The sequence below is a fragment of the Lihuaxuella thermophila genome, assembly GCF_900110165.1.
Lineage (GTDB): Bacteria > Bacillota > Bacilli > Thermoactinomycetales > Thermoactinomycetaceae > Lihuaxuella > Lihuaxuella thermophila.
In genome coordinates this window covers 160,739-178,918 of the sequence record NZ_FOCQ01000006.1, presented here as the reverse complement: position 1 = coordinate 178,918, position 18,180 = coordinate 160,739, and the positions used below count along the sequence as shown (strand labels likewise).

The window sequence follows — 18,180 nt, the reverse complement described above, 5'->3', positions numbered from 1 at the left end:
AATAAGCCTGTTTTTACACAAGGAGTGGAATCATGCTCATTTCCCTGCAAAAGCTGAATCAAGAGGCGGATCAGCGGCTGACTTTCAATGAAACGATTCAGATGGACTCGCTTCTGAAGGAAGTTCCAGGTCTGATTCGGTTGGAGCCGGTCCAAGTCAAGGGTCAGGTGGTTAAGTTGGATTCACACCTGATCGAGGCGGACGTGGAACAGTCCACTCGCGCCGCCTTGACCTGTTCACGCTGTCTGACGGAGACGGAAGTCCCCGTGAACGTCAGATGGACGGAAAGATTTACCGATGTGGAGCACCTGGCTGGAGAAGCCGAGGAGAGGGAAATCCATTTCGTTGACAACGAGCTGGATCTCACTCCTTATGTTCGGGAAGCTCTTCTTCTCGCTCTTCCATATGCTCCGGTTTGCCGGGAAGATTGTAAGGGATTGTGTCCAAAGTGCGGAATCAACAGGAACGCCGAATCCTGCGAGTGCCAGATCGAGGCCATCGACCCGCGCCTGGCGAAACTGCAGGAGCTCTTAAAAGACAAATGAAAACTTCCCGTATTTGTGCTACATTCTTATAGGGGGTGAATTTCATGGCAGTACCTTTCAGACGGACTTCCAAAACTCGCAAACGCAAACGTCGTACCCACTTCAAATTGAGTGTGCCGGGTATGGTCAAATGCCCGCAATGCGGTGCAGCAAAACTCTCTCACCGTGTATGCAAAGAGTGTGGATACTACAAAGGCGCTGAGGTTGAAGGGGTTGTAAACGATTAATCCTCGCTTCAGCAGTTGAATGAAGAGTCGGCAGCCTGGTCGGCTCTTTTATTTTTACATTGCACTCGTATTCTTTTTTTTATATACTGTTTTAGGACTTGGTATTAATATATGGTCGTAAATTAAGGTGGTGAGCTCCGCTGTGCGCCTGCCGAAAAAAGAGAGACAGCGACTGATCAAGAAGGCATTTTCTGATGATCCCTTTATCACAGATGAGGAAATGGCCAAGAGGTGCGGGGTAAGTATCCAGACGATTCGTTTGGACAGGATGGAATTAGGGATCCCCGAACTGCGGGAACGGATCAAGCACATGGCGGAGAATAATTTTGACCGTGTACGATCACTCGCCCTGGAAGAAGTGATTGGTGAAGTGATCGACATTCAGTTGGACCATAGCGGCATTTCCATCTTTGAAATTAAGAAAGAGCATGTATTTGCGCGGAATCGGATTGCGCGCGGACATTATCTGTTTGCCCAGGCCAACTCATTGGCCGTGGCGATTGTCGATGCTGAAGTAGCATTGACCGCTTCGGCGGGAATCCGTTTTGTCCGGCCGGTGAGGTTGGGGGAAAAATGTATCGCATATGCACAAGTGTTCAATAAACAGTCCTCTCGTTTGCAAATCAATGTGCAGACAAAAGTGAACGGTGAAATCGTTTTTCAAGGTGTCTTCGACGTTTACCGAGCCGAAGAGGATGGGTGGGTAAAATGAAGGGGGAGCATGAATGCGTATCGCTTTTGATGCCCATGGAGGCGATCATGCGCCGGATGCAGTGACGGAAGCCGTTCGGCTTGCCGCAAGCGAGTGGCCGGATACCACGTTTATCTTGATCGGCAGGGATGAAAGTTTGTTGCCGGAAGGGGTCCCGAATCTGGAATTCCGCCGGGTGAGCGAGCAGATTGAAGCGGACGATGAACCGGTGAAAGCCGTCCGCCGCAAAAAGGATTCTTCCATCGTGGTCGGCTGCCAAATGGTGAAGAAAAGGGAGGCGGATGCTTTTATCAGCGGAGGAAATACGGGAGCGCTGATGGCCGCAGGCCTTTTCTACACCGGACGGATCAAGGGAGTGGACCGTCCGGCATTGGCCCCCGTTTTTCCGACCCTGTCCGGCAAAGGAATGTTGGTGCTGGATGTGGGAGCCAATCCGGAAGCACGGCCTGAACATCTGCGCCAATACGCATGCATGGGAAGTATTTACGTCGAAAAGGTGCTGGGTTATACCAAACCACGGGTTGGCCTCTTAAACATCGGCACTGAAGTAGGCAAAGGAACAGAGCTGGCCAAAGAGGCATTTGCTCTCTTAGAAAAGGAAAAATCCATTCATTTTATCGGAAACATAGAGGCGAGAGATGTTCTGTCCGGCCCTTGCGACGTCCTCGTTTGCGACGGGTTCAGCGGAAATATTCTGCTGAAAAATACGGAAGGCGTCGCCAAAGCCATTTTTGACCGCTTGAAACAGGAGTTTACCAGGAACCTGTCGGCCAAGTTGGCTGCTGCCATCTTAAAGCCCCGGTTGAAGCGATTTAAAGAGGAAATGGACTACACAGAACATGGCGGAGCACCGCTCCTGGGGCTTGCCGGTCCTGTGATCAAGGCGCATGGCTCTTCAGACGCCAAAGCATTTTTTAATGCTGCTCGTCAGGCCCGCCTCTTTGTTGAACGGGGTGTGATCGCAGAAATCGAACATGAACTCACACAGCAAGAGGAGTTGACCAGCAAATGAGACCGGTAGGAATTTTGGGGACGGGCGCTTTTCTTCCCGAACAGGTAATGACGAATGCCGATTTGGAAAAAATGGTAGATACCAGTGATGAATGGATCGTTTCCAGGACGGGGATCCGAGAGCGGCGGATCGCCGGCCCCGACGAAGCATCTTCTGATCTGGCAGTAAAAGCAGCCGAACAAGCCCTCCGACACGCGGGAATCTCCGCAGATGAAATCGATCTGATCATTGTGGCCACCGTCACGCCGGACATGTCTTTTCCGGCAACGGCTTGCCTGGTCCAAGACCGGCTGGGCGCATCCAAAGCGGCCACCTTTGACCTGTCGGCAGCATGCACGGGATTTTTGTACGGGGTGACTACGGCAGCGCAGTTCATCACCACAGGCGTGTATAACTATGCCTTAGTGATCGGCGTGGAATGTCTATCCCGCATTGTGGACTGGACCGACCGCAACACCTGTGTTTTGTTCGGCGACGGAGCCGGAGCGGCTGTCCTCGGGCCTGTCGGGGAAGGCTATGGTTTTCTCTCTTTTGAATTGGGCGGAGACGGCTCCGGGGCAGAGCTGCTTAAACTTCCGGCAGGGGGTTCCCGTCTCCCGGTTTCGGAGGAGACGCTCAACCAGCGGCTGCACACGCTTTCCATGTCCGGCAGGGAAGTCTTCAAATTTGCTGTCCGCGTCATTGGAGCATCCACGGAAGAAGCGCTCAAAAAAGCTGGCCTGAGCAAAGAAGATATAGATTTCCTCATCCCTCATCAAGCCAACATCCGGATCATTGAGTCCGCGATCAAGCGGTTTGGCCTTACCGAGGATAAAGTGGTGATCAACTTGGATCGCTACGGGAACATGTCCTCCGCCTCAATCCCTGTGGCACTGGACGAAGCGGTGAAACAGGGCCGCATAAAAAAGGGAGATATCCTGGTATTGTGCGGGTTTGGGGGAGGACTCACCTGGGGCGCAACGGTCTTGAAATGGTCGATTGACTAAATCGCAATATTTTGGTTGAAAATACCAGGGAGGTACAACATGGGGAAAATTGCTTTCATCTTCCCGGGACAGGGTTCACAGAAAGTCGGAATGGGCCGAGAGATCGCAAGCGTCCATCCGAACGCTGAACAGGTATTTGCCGAAGCGGATAAAGTGCTGGGCTTCTCTTTGTCGAAGCTTTGCTTTGAGGGACCGGAGGAAGACCTGCGCTTAACCGCCAATACCCAGCCGGCCATTTTGACCACCAGCATCGCCTTGTTTCGTGTTTTTCAGGAAGCGGGAATTGAGCCTGCATATGTGGCCGGGCACAGCCTGGGAGAGTATTCGGCACTTGTGGCCGCCGGTTCCCTTTCTTTCCGCGAGGCCGTGAGCACTGTACACAAGCGCGGTACATATATGGAGGAAGCGGTCCCGGCCGGGTTGGGGGCCATGGCTGCCGTCATGAATCTGGACCGCGGTGAACTGGATGAAATCTGCAAAAGTGTGACGCGGGAAAATCACGTGGTGGAACCGGCCAACTACAACAGCCCCGGCCAAATTGTGATCTCCGGTCATCGCGATGCCGTAAAAGAAGCGGGAGAAAAAGCGGCTGAAGCCGGAGCGCGGCGGGTGATTCCGCTCTCCGTCAGCGGTCCCTTCCATTCATCGCTCATGAAACCGGCTGCCGAGCGGCTGGCTCAAACACTGAATGAAGTCGATATCAAGGATGCCGCTGTGCCTGTTGTCGCCAATGTATCGGCCGCTCCGGTAATCCGATCGGATGAAATCCGCCGGTCGCTGATCGAGCAAGTGGCTTCTCCCGTCTTGTGGGAAGACTCGGTACGTTGGATGCTCGCGCAGGGTGTCGACACGTTTGTGGAAATCGGAGAGGGAACCGTCTTATCCGGTTTGGTGAAAAAAGTGGACCGCAAGGTTAAAACTTTATCCGTGCAAGACTCCGAAACCCTTAAGCAAGCAGTGGAGCAGTTAACATAACATCGTGCAACGTGGCTGAAACGGACGAAGCCCGATCCACCATCACGGGAATGGTTTCACAGAAAAGATCCCTATGACAAGAAGGGAGAGAATGGTCGATGCTAACCGGTAAAGTTGCCGTTGTCACAGGCGGTTCCAGAGGAATCGGCCGGGCGGTCGCCATTACGCTGGCCCAGGCTGGAGCCGATGTAGCCATTTTTTATGCGGGCAACCGGGCGGCTGCTGAACAAACCATCGCAGAAATCGAAAAAGCAGGCCGCAAAGGGTTGGCTCTTCAAGTGGATGTTTCCATGGCCGAGCAGGTAGAATCCGCCATGAAGGAGGTAATGGCCTCCTTTGGTAGAATTGATATCCTTGTCAATAATGCGGGCATCACCCGGGATAACCTGCTGATGCGCATGAAAGAAGAGGAATGGGATCAAGTGATCGATACCAACCTCAAAGGCGTGTTTTTGTGCACCAAAGCGGTTACCCGCACCATGATGAAACAGAGAAGCGGACGCATTATCAATATCAGCTCCGTCGTCGGAGTGATGGGCAATCCCGGCCAGGCCAATTATGTGGCCGCCAAAGCGGGTGTCATCGGTCTCACCAAAACGACAGCCAAAGAGCTGGCCAGCCGCGGCATCACGGTAAATGCGGTAGCGCCGGGCTTTATCGAAACCGATATGACCGCCGTGCTGGAAGAGGATTTAAAACAGCAGATGTTGGGGGCCATTCCGCTCGGCCGCTTCGGCTCTGCGCAGGATGTTGCGGAGGCCGTCAAATTTCTCGCCTCGGATGCCTCCGCCTATATCACCGGCCAGACCATCCATGTGGACGGCGGAATGGTGACTTCCTGAGTGAAAAAATTGCTTGTCCAAACTTGTTTCCGTATAATACGAAAGGGAGGTGATAGACATGGCTGATACGTTGGAACGCGTAAGAAAAATTATTGTAGACCGCTTAAACGTAGATCCTTCCGAAGTAACTTTGGAAGCAGGGATCAAAGAAGACCTCGGTGCAGATTCCCTCGATGTGGTAGATCTCATCATGGAGCTGGAAGATGAGTTCGAAATGAGCATCGAAGACGAAGATGCCGAAAAAATCACCACTGTTGGCGATATCGTTGAATACATCAATAAAAACAAATAGTTTTTTTCCCGTACTTAACTAAAAAGTCCCGTATTCACGCGGGACTTTACATCCTTCTGTCAGCTTTGTGGAGAAAGGCGGTGGGCCAGATGACAAATCGGGTAGTTATCACCGGTCTTGGAGTCATCTCTCCTATTGGTAATGATCATACTACTTTTTGGAACAACTTAATTGAAGGAAAATCCGGCATCGGTCCTGTGACCCGTTTTGACGCGAGCGATTACCCGGCCAAAATTGCAGCAGAAGTCAAGGACTTCGATCCTCTCTTGTATATGGACAAAAAAGAAGCCAGAAAAATGGATCGCTTTACCCAGTTTGCCATCGCTGCGTCCAAAATGGCGATGGAGCATGCCGGACTGGATATGGAAAAAGAAGATCCCCGCCGTGTCGGCGTTTATATAGGTTCGGGAATCGGCGGCTTGGGAACCCTTGAAGAGCAGCACAAAACCCTGATCCAGCGCGGTCCGAAACGGGTCAGCCCGTTCTTTATCCCGATGATGATCGCCAATATGGCTTCAGGGCAGGTATCCATTCATATTGGTGCGCAAGGGCCAAACAGTTCAGCCGTCTCTGCTTGCGCGACGGGTACGCACAGCATCGGCGACGCCTTCAAAATCCTCCAGCGTGGCGATGCCGACGTCATGATCGCCGGGGGGGCGGAAGCAACCATCTTGCCGATGGCTTTTGCCGGTTTCTCTTCCATGGGGGCACTTTCCACAAAGTTCAATTATCAGCCGGAAAAAGCCAGCCGCCCGTTTGACCTGGACCGCGATGGATTTGTGATGGGGGAAGGGGCAGGCATTCTCGTCATGGAAACCCTGGACCATGCTCTCAAGCGGGGTGCCAACATCATCGCCGAGATGGTTGGCTACGGCATGACGGCTGATGCCTATCATCTGACCAGTCCGTCGCCGGATGGTGAAGGAGCGGCTCGCAGCATGTTGCGGGCGATCGAAGATGCCGGCCTGAAACCGGAAGATATCGATTATATCAACGCTCACGGTACTTCCACACCGCTCAATGATAAATTTGAGACGATGGCGATTAAAAGCGCCTTTAAAGACCATGCATACAAACTGGCGGTCAGCTCCAATAAATCGATGATCGGCCACTTGTTGGGGGCGGCCGGCGGAGTGGAAGCTGTTGCCACTGCGTTAACCCTTAAGGAACAAATCATTCCCCCAACCATCAACTTAGAAACACCGGACCCCGAATGCGATTTGGATTATGTGCCAAATGAGGCGCGCAAGGGACGGGTGCGGGCAGCTCTCTCCAATTCCCTCGGGTTTGGCGGCCACAACGCGACGATCGCAATGAAAGTCTACGAAGATGCGTGAAACTGTTCAGGTGGTGAACGAGAATGGATTTAACCGAATTGGAACAGGCGACAGGGCTCACCTTTCGCAATAAAAAACTGTTCCAACAGGCATTCACCCATACCTCTTTTGCTCACGAACGGAAAAATCACGGCGCTCACCCGGATAACGAGCGGTTGGAGTTTCTCGGCGATGCCGTTTTGGAACTGGCCGTGTCGGAATATCTCTTCAGCCGCTTTCCCGGCATGAGCGAAGGTGAGTTAACACGGACGAGAGCACGCGTCGTTTGTGAGCCTTCTCTCGCATCTTTCGCTAAAGAACTGGAATTTGGGCGGTTTGTTCGCTTGGGAAAAGGGGAGGAGATGACAGGGGGCCGTACCCGTCCCTCCCTTCTTGCAGATCTGTTTGAAGCATTTATCGGGGCTTTGTATTTGGATCAAGGCCTGGACGGAGTGAAGAATTTCCTGTATACCGTTGTGTTCCCCAAAATCAACGATGAATGGCTTTCCCGGATGACCGATGCCAAAAGCCAGCTGCAGGAAATGGTGCAACAGGAACGCCTCGGGCCGTTGGAATACCGGATTGTGGACATCAAGGGACCCGCCCATGACCGCCATTTTGTCGCTGAGGTTTATCTCGATAACAAAAGACTGGGACAGGGATCCGGTCGTTCCAAAAAAGAGGCGGAACAGCGTGCCGCCATGGAAGCTCTGAAACATTGGACAATCAAATAAAGAGAACAGCCACCGCCTCCAGAGGAAACGGTGGTTTTTTCTTTTCACTGCCGGGAAATTCAAGGATAATATAAACGCAATCAGATCTCGTCATGCAAAGGGGAAATCGGATAGTCATGGAAACGATCGCGCCCATTCTGTTTCAACTCTTCTCCCTGGCCGCCATTATTCTTCCCGTAACCGCAGGGGGACTGGCTCTCTACTTTTTATGGAGGATCATGAAAGCGTTGGAGGGAATGCACAAATCATTGGAGATGCTCACAGGGGAACAGAAAAAAGGGGACGAGAGTCAGTCCGTCCACCATTTGAACTGAATGAAAACGGATGGAAGATTTTTATGCAATTGACCAAGCGCAGTCAAGCATGAACGAGGGTAGAAGTCGGATACAAACCAAAAACAGCCACATCTCACAACGAGGATGCGGCTGTTTTTATTTGGCTGAAACATGCCGTCTGCCCGTTTTCCATCGGGGGAAGCAGGATTGGATACCCATGCAAATCCGGAACTGCAAGCAAAAAATGTTTTCTTGATGAGTAATTGTAGAAATTTATCACAAACTAAGTTATAATTGAAAATGAATATCATTGTCCATTGGTTGTTTCCTGATTCATCCAAGATGAGCATAACGTTAACGCATTGTATTTATAGATGAAGGTACCTTAAGGGGGATCAGAGCATGCCGGAGCTCCTGTCGAATGAACTTGAATATCTCCAACAGCACTTTCGGGTCACCACATTGCAGTCTGGTGATTGGCCGGCCTCATGCTCCGTGAAAGATCTGCTGGAGCCGGATTCATGTGAAGCATATTTGACTCATTTGTCCGATCTGCTGGACTCGCCTTCTTTAGTGGTTACCGCTTCCCAGTTTTCCAAATGGTATACCTTTATGGCCGTCCTCCCGGCATTGTATGCGATGAGCGCTTTTAACAAAGGTCTCGATGTTTCCATCGAGAATTGCCATATAGAATCGGGATATCAAAATAACAACTGGACGCCAAGGCTGAAACTTGATAACTGGTCCGCCTTCCGGCCGGAAGGAGACCGTAACGACTGGCGGGAACGGATGGTACGTGCTGTTTTTGCCGAAAACATTGCTAAAGTTTGGCGGGCACTGTCTGCCTGCACGGGTATTTCCCGTATGCTATTATGGGAAAACACCGCTGTCTATGTTTATTGGTTATATGAAAAGAAACTGGCTGAAGCGGATGAACGCACCCGCAGGCGGGCACAGGAAGATTTTCGCTACCTCATTTCCGGTGCGCCTCCGGAGTGTTTTGGTGATTGGATTCAGCCGCTCTCCAAATATTATTTCGAGAAAATGCCTCAACCTGGTTCGGAAGAGCCGATCCGCATGAGGAAAACTTGTTGTCTCTATTATCAATTGGCAGGCGCCGGAGAGTATTGCTCCAATTGCCCGAAAAAGATGCAGGAAGTATCTTGCTCATTACCATCTTTACTTGTGAAATGAATGGAACAATACATAAAACCAACATCTGCTGTTGGTCTTTTCATTTTACGGGATATCATCATGTTCAAATTTAACCACGGAGATTCCGCCCGGCCCCACTTCAAGCGTGATGGTCTCCCGTCCGTACGGCGGATTGTGGGGGCCTTCAAACGTTTCAACCTGGACTTTGACCAGGAAAGCGAAGCCGCCTTGCATCGTTCTTTGGATATCCTTGACTCGCATGTCGTAAATGCCGAAACTTTTCTCGCGTTTGCCATAGTAACCGACAATCGCATCATCGATCGCCCGGATCAGCGTTGTTTTGAACGCATCAGTGATCAGCTTCTCCCTCGATTCGTCGGGTTCAGCCCCGGCGACTCCCGGGAGGCTTAATGTGAACAAGCAAACAATGAGAACAGCAAAACCTATTTTCTTCATACCGCATGCTCCTGATCTTCCTGTTTTTTACCTGTATGGACTCAGTCATTTTTCCGAAGTTATTTTTCCGTTGCTGACGAATGGGTATTCAACAGAATGCGGATGGGGCGGGCCCGGAAAAATTAGTTTTGTTGGCCCGGTGGTTGGTCCCATCTCCATACAATTTGGTTCCATCCATCATGGTTGCGATTTTTGCGTTTGGATCTTTGTCTCGATTTTCTCGAGGAGCATTCTGGCTCTGGCGAGCCACTGTTCATCTATTTCCGCTCCTTCTGTAGGAATGGGTTTGCTGAACTGATTGACCAGCGAACTGAAGACACCAACATCCCCCGACGGATCATTTTTTGTTCTGAATTCATGTTTGATCACGAAGGGTTTGCCCAGTTCCACGATGGCTTTTCCGTCTCCGAGCTCCCCTTGGGCGGCATAGACCGGGATTCGTAAATAGTAGCGGTAGCCATGGTCTTCTTCCCAATCCAAGGGATGGTCAAAATATCCGTGATCATACGACCAGCCACCCCCGAGCACAAATCCTTCAGGAGATAGCATGTCTTGTGCTTTCTGAAAAGTGGTTTGGTATCCTTCAAGCACGGAGTCAATAGGTATCATGATGACAGCCCCTTTTCATGTAAACGATTAGGTAAAATACTCGATGGAAGCCCCGGGAAAAAAACGTTCAATTTGCTCTGTCATGTGCCGGTGCAATGCCTGCATCTGCTCCTTCTGATACACATACTTCACCCGTCCGTAACGTCCCCATTTCTTTTGCCGGTTTTCCTCCTCCATCTCTAATTTTGATTTGGGATACCGCTCTTGGATCACTCTTTTTGCCGTTTGCGTAAAACGGTGGGTGATCAGCTCAAATGTGATCCCTTCGGTATGGGGAAGCGCTTCGCTGAGATGGTTTAGCAATTGAGTGTAATCTTCTTCCCATCCCTGATACACCATCAGCGGTGCGATAATAAATCCCAGCGGGTAACCTGCCTGTGCAACCTTTGTGGCTGCTTCGATCCGTTCATGGAGGGGGGCGGTCGACGGTTCGAAATGGCGGATCACATAATCGGCATTCACACTGAACCGGAAACGAGTGTGCCCGTTGTGGGCGACGTCCAATAAGCTGTCAACATTGGAGAATTTGGTGACGAAACGAAGTCTCCCCAACTCCTGTTTCCCCATAAATTCAATGGCTTTTTTCAGTGAACCAGAGATGTGTTCGATTCCAACCGGATCAGATGTACAAGCTGCCTCAAATCGTGTGATTTCCGGAGCCCGCTCCTGGATATATCTTTTCGCTCTGGCGAAGATTTCATCCAAGTTAACATAAACCCGAATATAAGGCCGATTTCCCATCGTAGTTTGAAGATAACAATAATGGCAATGTCCCATACAGCCTGTAGCCAACGGAATGGCGTACTCTGCGGATGGCTTGGATGGCTCGAATGTCAATGTTTTGCGCACGCCCACCACCAAAGTTTTTTTGGCGATTCGATATTTTTCCAGGTCGTTTTCTCCCGGCAAGTCGGTAATCCGGTTGTGTGATGTAGTCATCCGGACCGGGATCCCAGTATGTTTGTAACGGTCATATAATTCTTTTCCCAGTGGATACTCAAGAGCCTGGGGCTCAAAATAAATCAAATCGGGTTGAAACAATTTCATGAAATTCACCTCAATATAGTTGTCTTCATCGTTGCCGGTAATATTCATGATTGAGGTGGTATCAGAAAACTTGTGGATCATTGATTAAAAATAAGGTCACCCTGTATGTGAAACAAATGGAAATGTTTTCGGTAAGCCGGATGCTGAGCGAGGATGGATTCTTGAATTCATGGAAGAACAGGCAAATGGAGTGAAGGACCGGGGTGATTCTAAGTACGTTTTTCAGCTAACTGCTTTTTTCACAAGACACGCGATAAAATTCGCACTGGCGGCATTTGCTGAGATTGACCGGAAACTCCGTTTCCTCCCCTTGCTCCACCCTCCTCATTATTTCGACGACTTGCAGCAGCTGTTGCTTGAGAGACTCGTTCCAGTAAAGGGTGTAATATCTGTTTTGGTAGCGAATTTGTCCTGTAATTTTTTTGGGACGGTATTGTTTTTCAACCAGATGCATGTAAGCCGCCAGTTGCAATTGATCGCTGTAATAGGGTTGATTGCTTTTGCAAAAACCGGATTTATGTTCCACAATCAGAAACGTCCCATCCGACAGTTTCCAGATCTCATCCGGCTTGCCCCGGATCATGAGTTCCGGATCGCTCAAAACAGTTGCGTCGCCGCTGGTGTCCGAGTAGATGAGAACGGGCGTTTTCTTTCCGGCGATCACGACGGACCCGATAAGGATCAGCAACAAAAAGAGGGCCAGTAACCAGATCATTTGATCACCGTCCACAACAGAACGAGCAGCAGAATCAGGCACAAACCTACCGCTATTGCGATCCACCGATGCAAAGGCGGCTTCACTTGAATGTTCATATGATAGTCTCTTCCTGCCTTCAAGCGGGTCAGTTTTGATGCCTGTTTCTCTTGATCCACTTCTACCGGCCTGTGTTTGTTCAAGCGTGTCAATCTCCATTGTTCGGGGCAATAACCGAACTGACTGATTTCCTTGGCGGTCAGCCACGTTTTCTTCATTCAGGGATTTCCTTTCTGCACAAGTGATATATTCTAATTATACTAAATATTTACTAAAAAATACAGAATATTAAGAAGAAATGGCGTGGGACCTTCTCCAAAAAAAGAGGGAAGTTCAAAAACGAACGTTCCCTCGCTGTCTGCTTCCCCGTATGCAAATGAAACCTGATTTTACAATTCCATTTCTTTCTTCTCCGGCGATTGCTTGACCGGGACAGAGTGTTCTTTGCCGACTTGATCCTTGAACAAGAAAAAGAAGAACAGAGCAATGGCCGCAGCCCCAAGCGCCGGATACAACCAGAACACTTTCCACTCGGAAAGTGCCGCCGTTCCTTGTGAGGTAACGGTTTGGTTAAAGAGTTGACCGGCTATCATGGCTCCTATGTACATGCCGATCCCCTGCGTAAACAAAACCAATAAGCTCTGTGCTTGCCCTTTTACTTTTTCACCAGCCTTTTTCTCCGCATAGATAAAACCGGTGACGAAGAAGAAATCGTAGCAAATGCCGTGCAAGGCGATCCCCAGATACATAAAAGCCGTGATCTCAGCAGGCGCTCCGAATCCAAACAATACATACCGGAGCGTCCAGGCAATCATTCCGACAAGCAGCATGTATTTGACACCCAGGCGGCGGAAGAAGAGAGGAACCAGCAGCATAAAAATGATCTCAGACATTTGACCGATGGTCATCACGCCGCCGACGTTCTGGAACCCGACTGCTGCCAGAAAAGGCGATGTAAATGAATAATAGGCAGATAACGGGATGCAGATGAGCATCGAGCAAATCATAAAGACCAAATAGTTTCGTTCTTTTAACATCTCAAGTGCATCCAGGCAAAGCAAATCGCGCACGGAAAGAGGTTTTCCTTTTGCCGGAGCGGGAGTATGGGGCAGGGTAAAACTGAACAATCCCAGCAAAATCGAAGCAACTGCGGCAATCTGGAAAATAACCGGGTTGTCTGAATAACCGAGCTGTCCGATGATCACGCCGGCCACGATCCAGCCGATCGTTCCGAACACCCGGATCAACGGGAAGTTTTTGGCACCGTCTTCAATATGATGGAAGGCTACGTTGTTTGAGAGGGCCAGTGTCGGCATATAACAGAGCGTATAAATGAAAAGCATCCATAAGAGAGCCGTTTCGTTTCCGGAATGGATCTGGGCCGGAATGATCGCTAATAAAATTCCGCCGACGATATGGAGAAGGCCCAAGACTCTTTCGGAAGCAAAAAACCGGTCAACAACCATCCCCAGGAAAAACGGGGCGATGATGGCGGCAATGGAACCGACGGAGTAAGCGGTTCCGATGATCGAGGACAATCCGTGTTTAGTGAGCACTAAACCCATCGTCGCATACCAGGCTCCCCAGACGAAAAACTGAAGAAACATCATGGTCGAAAGCCGGGTAACCACACGTGAATGTCCTTGCATAGACGGTGTTCACTCCTTTAATTCATGTTTTGTGTTCGTAATGAGATGGATGGTTTTAAGAGGGGGTTAGTTCTTCGCTGGAAATTACTGGATTTTATGGGCCGAAAGTCAGGTCAATCCCAGGTTCCTCCTTGTTCATTATCTATAATCTATATGAATTCATTTTTTTATTTCTATTTCCTCTATTATCGACAGATTTTAATGATGCAAATATCGAAATCTTTATTATAATTTATATCTGAATTGTGTTAAAATTTTGTTGAACATGAATAACATTCAAGGGGAGGGGCAGCCTGTGCGTACAATCAAGGTATTGGGCATGACGCTGATGTCCTTTGTCACGGTCTTCTCTTTATGGGGAAGTGTTGTTGGGGCTACATCTGCTTCTGCATCGGAAAAAGTCCGGGTATGGATCCAAACAGACCATTTGGACAAGCAAGGGCTTATGAAAAAATATGGAAAACGTTGGGATTTTAGGGAAAAAGGGTTTACCACCGATGTAACCCGTCAGCAGTTTGAACAGTTGAAAGAGCGGAAAGATATTCAGATCAGAGAAGTTCATAAGGTTTATGCCCTCGGAAAAGTCAGTGCAAAAGCTACCCGTACTTCAACACCATCCGATCCAACTCCCTGGGGAATTGAAGCGATTTACAATGATTCTTCCATTTCTGCCACGAATGGAGGGGCAGGAATCCGTGTAGCCGTATTGGATACCGGAGTTTATACGGATCATGTGGATTTAGTGAGCAATGTTGAACAGTGTAAAGACTTTACAGCACCGACAGGTTTTAAAAATGGAGTCTGCGAAGATAAAAACGGGCACGGTACTCATGTAGCCGGAACAATTTTAGCCAATGGGGGGGCTGACGGCAAGGGCATTTACGGAGTGAGCCCGGCATCCAAACTTTGGGCATATAAAGTACTTGGAAACAGTGGATTTGGTTACTCTGACGACATTGCCAACGCCATCCGTCACGCCGCTGATGAAGGGAAACGCCTGGGGGTTCATGTCGTTATTTCCATGTCCTTGGGTTCCTCTGCCAAAGACAGCCTGATCGCGGATGCTGTCACTTATGCTTATAATAACGGAGCCTTGGTGGTCGCAGCAGCCGGGAACGACGGACCCAATCCGGATACCATCGGATATCCCGGAGGACTGGTGGATGCCATAGCGGTAGCGGCACTCGAAAATGTACAGGAAAACGGCAATTATCGGGTAGCCGATTTTTCCTCCCGCGGCAATCCCAATACCGATGGTGACTATGTGATTCAGGAACGCGATGTGGAGGTTTCCGCTCCTGGTCGCGCAATCGAGTCTACATGGAAAAACGGCGGGTACAATACGATCAGCGGAACCTCCATGGCAACCCCTCACATCTCAGGGCTTGCAGCTAAAATCTGGGCGGAAAACCCTAGCTGGAGCAATGGTAATCTGCGAGCCGAGATACAAACGAGAGCGAAGAATAATGATATCAATGGCGGGCTTTATGCCGATACAGGAGACGATATTGCTTCCGGATTCGGTTTCCCGCGCGTGAAGTAAGCAGCAGGTTTTGCGAGTCCATCGATGGGCAGGTTGGAATCCATTCCAACCTGCTTCTCTCTGTAGGATCCCACATGGACTCACGGGTTGCTGAAGTTGGATAAAAAATAAGCCCATCCATTGTGCAAATGCAGAAATATCATTGGAGTGATGTTCTGGTTTACTTTCTTATCCGCCAAGACCAGGGCAATAAATAAAAATGTTGGATTGCAGCTTTCCTATCTGTTTATATAAATTATAAAATCATTATATTATAATGAAAATTGAATATAAACTTACATAATGGAAGGGAGATCCATGCATGTTAAAACGCTGGAAGTCAGTCTGCGCGCTGCTTTTCAGTCTGTTCCTTCTTTTATTTAGTGTTGCACCAGTCGTCCAAGCCCATCCTTCTGTCGCGATGAAGCAGTCATCTTCCTCCCCCGTAGCGACCGGAAACGCCGGCATGGTCGTGACCGCCCACCCGCTCGCCTCCAAAGTGGGGGCCGATGTCCTGGCCCGCGGGGGCAATGCCGTGGATGCGGCGGTCGCCATTCAGTTTGCGCTCAACGTGACCGAACCGATGATGTCCGGCATCGGGGGCGGCGGCTTTATGATGGTGTATGACGCGAAAACCAAAAAGGTCTCCATCATTGACAGCCGTGAACGCGCCCCGGCTTCCGCTCATCCCCGCATGTTTTTAGATGAAAACGGGAAGGAGATTCCCTTTGAGATTCGTTCCACCCGGGGTTATGCCGTCGGGGTTCCTGGTACGTTAAAAGGTTTGCAAACGGCACTGAACAAATGGGGCACCCGTCCGATGGCCCAATTGATTGAGCCGGCGATCCGTTTGGCGGAAAAAGGGGTTCCGGTCAATTGGGTGCTGGCCCGGGATATACACGAGTTTCAGGACAGATTGTCCCCGGAAGCCAAAAAAGTGTTCGTGCCTGGCGGTAATCCGCTGAAAGAAGGGGATTTGCTCGTACAAAAGGATCTGGCGAAAACCTTCCGCCTCATTCAGAGCAAAGGGGTGGATGCGTTCTACAAAGGCCCGATCGGCCAAGCATTGGTGAAAGCCGTCAACGAAAAAGGCGGAAACATGCAATTGGCCGACCTGAAGCGGTATCAAGTCACCGAAGATGCCCCCATCTGGGGTGAATATGAAGGATACCGGGTCGCCACCATGCCGCCGCCCAGTTCCGGCGGGGTCACCATGCTGCAAATCCTGAAACTGCTGGACAAAGTCGATGCGAAGGAAAAAGGAGTCCGTTCCGCAGATAAATACCATCTGTTCACGGAAGCGATGCATCTGGCTTACGCCGACCGCGGCGCCTATCTTGGCGATCCCGAGTTTGTGGACATGCCGCTCAAAGGATTGCTCGACCCGCGCTATATTGAAGAGCGGGCGGCACTCATCGATCCGGACAAAGCCAATCCAAATGTGAAGCCGGGGGACCCGTGGAAATATGAAGGACGCACACCGGCCAAAAAAGGAGTGCCGCAAGACCATCGACCCGGCCAAACCACCCACTTTACCGTGGCGGACCGCTGGGGGAACCTCGTTTCTTATACGACCACGATTGAACAAGAGTTTGGAACGGGTATCATGGTCCCCGGTTACGGATTCCTGCTTAACAATGAGCTGACCGACTTTGACGCCATCCCTGGCGGCCCCAATGAAGTCCAGCCCAACAAACGCCCCCGCAGCAGCATGACGCCGACCATCGTGTTTAAAGACGGCAAACCGGTCATGACCGTCGGTTCTCCGGGCGGCTCCACCATTATCGCATCGGTATTCCAGGTGATGTTTAATAAGCTGAGCTATGGAATGAGCTTGAAAGATGCCATTGAAGAACCCCGCATCTTCAGCAGCAGCTACCCCAACATCCGATGGGAGCAAGGGGTTCCCGATGAGGTACGTGCAGCATTGGCCGAAAGAGGCCACAGCTGGGAGTCTTCCCCCACCGAGATCGGAAACGTAAACGCACTCTGGATTGACCACAAAACAGGCAACTATCTGGGTGCAGGCGATTCCTCACGGGAAAGCACCGCCATCGGGTTGAACAGGAGATAGGATAGAAAAAAGCCGGCAGCATGGAAATCAGGGCTGCCGGCTTTCTTTGTTGGGAGAAAAAGTAAAAGGGTGAATATAGATAGGATGACACACAGAAGCTTTTTTTTAATAATTTAAATTTGTACGTTTATTCCATTGCAATTCAGGTCAGGGTATAATCATTATGAGAGTGAAAGGACATCAGCACTTTTTCCGAACACCCATAGCTTCGGCTCAGACCCGGGGGGTGTTCGGAAACCGGAAAAGCCAGTAAAGATAAGCGGTTTGGCGATATTGAGACGAACTGAAGGAGGGATTTTTAATGAAAAAACATGTACTAAAATGGAGGTGTTCGGAAATGAATGTCGAAAGCCTTCTTTATCAAGGGATTTGACACCCGCCGTCTCAAACGAATGCACCTCATTAAGAGGATTGAAACTACTTTCACTTTTGAGATGGACGACAAAGCTGGCGGTCTCAAACGAATGCACCTCATTAAGAGGATTGAAACGCGATTGGAACTTGCGCGGATGTGGCAAGGCCATGTCTCAAACGAATGCACCTCATTAAGAGGATTGAAACCCGCCCATCCCTTGGGAAGGAGTAGAGAATATGGCCGTCTCAAACGAATGCACCTCATTAAGAGGATTGAAACCAATTCTTTGGCGTATCTTACAAACCAGCAACAGCGTCTCAAACGAATGCACCTCATTAAGAGGATTGAAACCATCGGCGGGTATAAATATCGCCCAATGCTGCCGAAGTCTCAAACGAATGCACCTCATTAAGAGGATTGAAACTAACGAAATTTACCTTCAATAATCCGAGCAGTATAAGAGTCTCAAACGAATGCACCTCATTAAGAGGATTGAAACGAGGTTTCGATTGAACTGGAAGGAACCGGACCAGTCGTCTCAAACGAATGCACCTCATTAAGAGGATTGAAACAATCATCCTCCGTATTGTTTATCGTTCCCTCACTCTGTCTCAAACGAATGCACCTCATTAAGAGGATTGAA

At 49.9% G+C, this 18,180-nt stretch carries 20 protein-coding genes and 1 CRISPR repeat array (1 of these 21 running past the window's edge); of the genes, 14 read left to right on the top strand and 6 right to left on the bottom strand.

The annotated features are described in order from the left end of the window. The first annotated feature begins 32 nt into the window (after positions 1-32). The 12 genes from BMW55_RS08590 to BMW55_RS08535 all read left to right on the top strand — a co-directional run bounded on the left by BMW55_RS08590 (position 33) and on the right by BMW55_RS08535 (position 9,110). On the top strand, positions 33-545 hold the full coding sequence (locus BMW55_RS08590; protein WP_089967351.1) for a YceD family protein: 513 nt from the start codon (positions 33-35) through the stop codon (positions 543-545). Positions 546-589: 44 nt separating this feature from the next. Beyond that, the gene (gene rpmF / locus BMW55_RS08585) at positions 590-772 is read left to right on the top strand and encodes a 50S ribosomal protein L32 (protein ID WP_089967347.1); all 183 of its coding nucleotides are present in this window, start codon (positions 590-592) and stop codon (positions 770-772) included. A 148-nt stretch (positions 773-920) separates the two neighbouring features. Next, positions 921-1,484, top strand: coding sequence for a transcription factor FapR (gene fapR / locus BMW55_RS08580; RefSeq protein WP_089967596.1), 564 nt, complete (start codon positions 921-923; stop codon positions 1,482-1,484). A gap of 13 nt (positions 1,485-1,497) precedes the next feature. After that, positions 1,498-2,496: a phosphate acyltransferase PlsX gene (plsX, locus tag BMW55_RS08575; RefSeq protein WP_089967344.1), complete on the top strand. Its 999-nt coding sequence runs from the start codon at positions 1,498-1,500 to the stop codon at positions 2,494-2,496. After that, positions 2,493-3,482, top strand: a complete 990-nt coding sequence (locus BMW55_RS08570; RefSeq protein ID WP_089967341.1) for a beta-ketoacyl-ACP synthase III — start codon at positions 2,493-2,495, stop codon at positions 3,480-3,482. Before plsX ends, BMW55_RS08570 begins: the two co-directional genes overlap by 4 nt. A gap of 39 nt (positions 3,483-3,521) precedes the next feature. Continuing rightward, entirely contained in the window at positions 3,522-4,457 is a 936-nt protein-coding gene (fabD, locus tag BMW55_RS08565; RefSeq protein ID WP_089967338.1) for an ACP S-malonyltransferase, read from the top strand. A 98-nt stretch (positions 4,458-4,555) separates the two neighbouring features. Then, a complete protein-coding gene (fabG, locus tag BMW55_RS08560) occupies positions 4,556-5,299 on the top strand; it encodes a 3-oxoacyl-[acyl-carrier-protein] reductase (RefSeq protein WP_089967335.1) in 744 nt (247 codons plus the stop codon). Positions 5,300-5,357: 58 nt separating this feature from the next. Beyond that, positions 5,358-5,591 (top strand): acyl carrier protein, encoded by a 234-nt coding sequence (acpP, locus tag BMW55_RS08555; RefSeq protein ID WP_089967332.1) that lies wholly within the window; start codon positions 5,358-5,360, stop codon positions 5,589-5,591. A gap of 89 nt (positions 5,592-5,680) precedes the next feature. Continuing rightward, positions 5,681-6,928, top strand: a complete 1,248-nt coding sequence (fabF, locus tag BMW55_RS08550) for a beta-ketoacyl-ACP synthase II (RefSeq protein ID WP_089967593.1) — start codon at positions 5,681-5,683, stop codon at positions 6,926-6,928. Between the two features lie 23 nt (positions 6,929-6,951). Further along, positions 6,952-7,641: a ribonuclease III gene (rnc, locus tag BMW55_RS08545; protein WP_089967329.1), complete on the top strand. Its 690-nt coding sequence runs from the start codon at positions 6,952-6,954 to the stop codon at positions 7,639-7,641. A 116-nt stretch (positions 7,642-7,757) separates the two neighbouring features. Continuing rightward, a complete protein-coding gene (locus BMW55_RS08540; protein ID WP_089967325.1) occupies positions 7,758-7,955 on the top strand; it encodes a hypothetical protein in 198 nt (65 codons plus the stop codon). A 363-nt stretch (positions 7,956-8,318) separates the two neighbouring features. Beyond that, positions 8,319-9,110: an IucA/IucC family C-terminal-domain containing protein gene (locus BMW55_RS08535; protein ID WP_089967590.1), complete on the top strand. Its 792-nt coding sequence runs from the start codon at positions 8,319-8,321 to the stop codon at positions 9,108-9,110. A 45-nt stretch (positions 9,111-9,155) separates the two neighbouring features. On the opposite strand, the gene BMW55_RS08530 is transcribed toward BMW55_RS08535, so the two are convergent. The 6 genes from BMW55_RS08530 to BMW55_RS08510 form a co-directional block, all read right to left on the bottom strand. Then, entirely contained in the window at positions 9,156-9,527 is a 372-nt protein-coding gene (locus BMW55_RS08530) for a DUF3888 domain-containing protein (protein WP_089967321.1), read from the bottom strand. Positions 9,528-9,704: 177 nt separating this feature from the next. Then, positions 9,705-10,136, bottom strand: a complete 432-nt coding sequence (locus BMW55_RS08525) for a YugN family protein (protein WP_089967318.1) — start codon at positions 10,134-10,136, stop codon at positions 9,705-9,707. A 27-nt stretch (positions 10,137-10,163) separates the two neighbouring features. Next, complete coding sequence (gene splB, locus BMW55_RS08520; RefSeq protein ID WP_089967586.1) at positions 10,164-11,183, bottom strand: spore photoproduct lyase; 1,020 nt, start codon at positions 11,181-11,183, stop codon at positions 10,164-10,166. Between the two features lie 226 nt (positions 11,184-11,409). Then, positions 11,410-11,898, bottom strand: a complete 489-nt coding sequence (locus BMW55_RS08515; RefSeq protein WP_170839825.1) for a CRISPR-associated protein Cas4 — start codon at positions 11,896-11,898, stop codon at positions 11,410-11,412. After that, positions 11,895-12,155, bottom strand: a complete 261-nt coding sequence (locus BMW55_RS19340) for a hypothetical protein (protein WP_170839824.1) — start codon at positions 12,153-12,155, stop codon at positions 11,895-11,897. Before BMW55_RS19340 ends, BMW55_RS08515 begins: the two co-directional genes overlap by 4 nt. 171 nt (positions 12,156-12,326) lie before the next feature. Next, positions 12,327-13,586 carry an MFS transporter gene (locus tag BMW55_RS08510; RefSeq protein WP_089967311.1) on the bottom strand — a complete coding sequence of 420 codons (1,260 nt, stop codon included), beginning with the start codon at positions 13,584-13,586 and terminating at the stop codon, positions 12,327-12,329. Between the two features lie 304 nt (positions 13,587-13,890). Between BMW55_RS08510 and BMW55_RS08505 the strand changes: the two genes are divergently transcribed. Both BMW55_RS08505 and ggt read left to right on the top strand, forming a co-directional pair. Next, the gene (locus tag BMW55_RS08505; protein WP_425283831.1) at positions 13,891-15,129 is read left to right on the top strand and encodes a S8 family peptidase; all 1,239 of its coding nucleotides are present in this window, start codon (positions 13,891-13,893) and stop codon (positions 15,127-15,129) included. 301 nt (positions 15,130-15,430) lie between these two features. Continuing rightward, on the top strand, positions 15,431-17,182 hold the full coding sequence (ggt, locus tag BMW55_RS08500; RefSeq protein ID WP_089967308.1) for a gamma-glutamyltransferase: 1,752 nt from the start codon (positions 15,431-15,433) through the stop codon (positions 17,180-17,182). Between the two features lie 381 nt (positions 17,183-17,563). Next, a CRISPR array of direct repeats spans positions 17,564-18,180; the repeat unit is 37 nt; unit sequence GTCTCAAACGAATGCACCTCATTAAGAGGATTGAAAC; it runs 1,707 nt beyond the window's last position.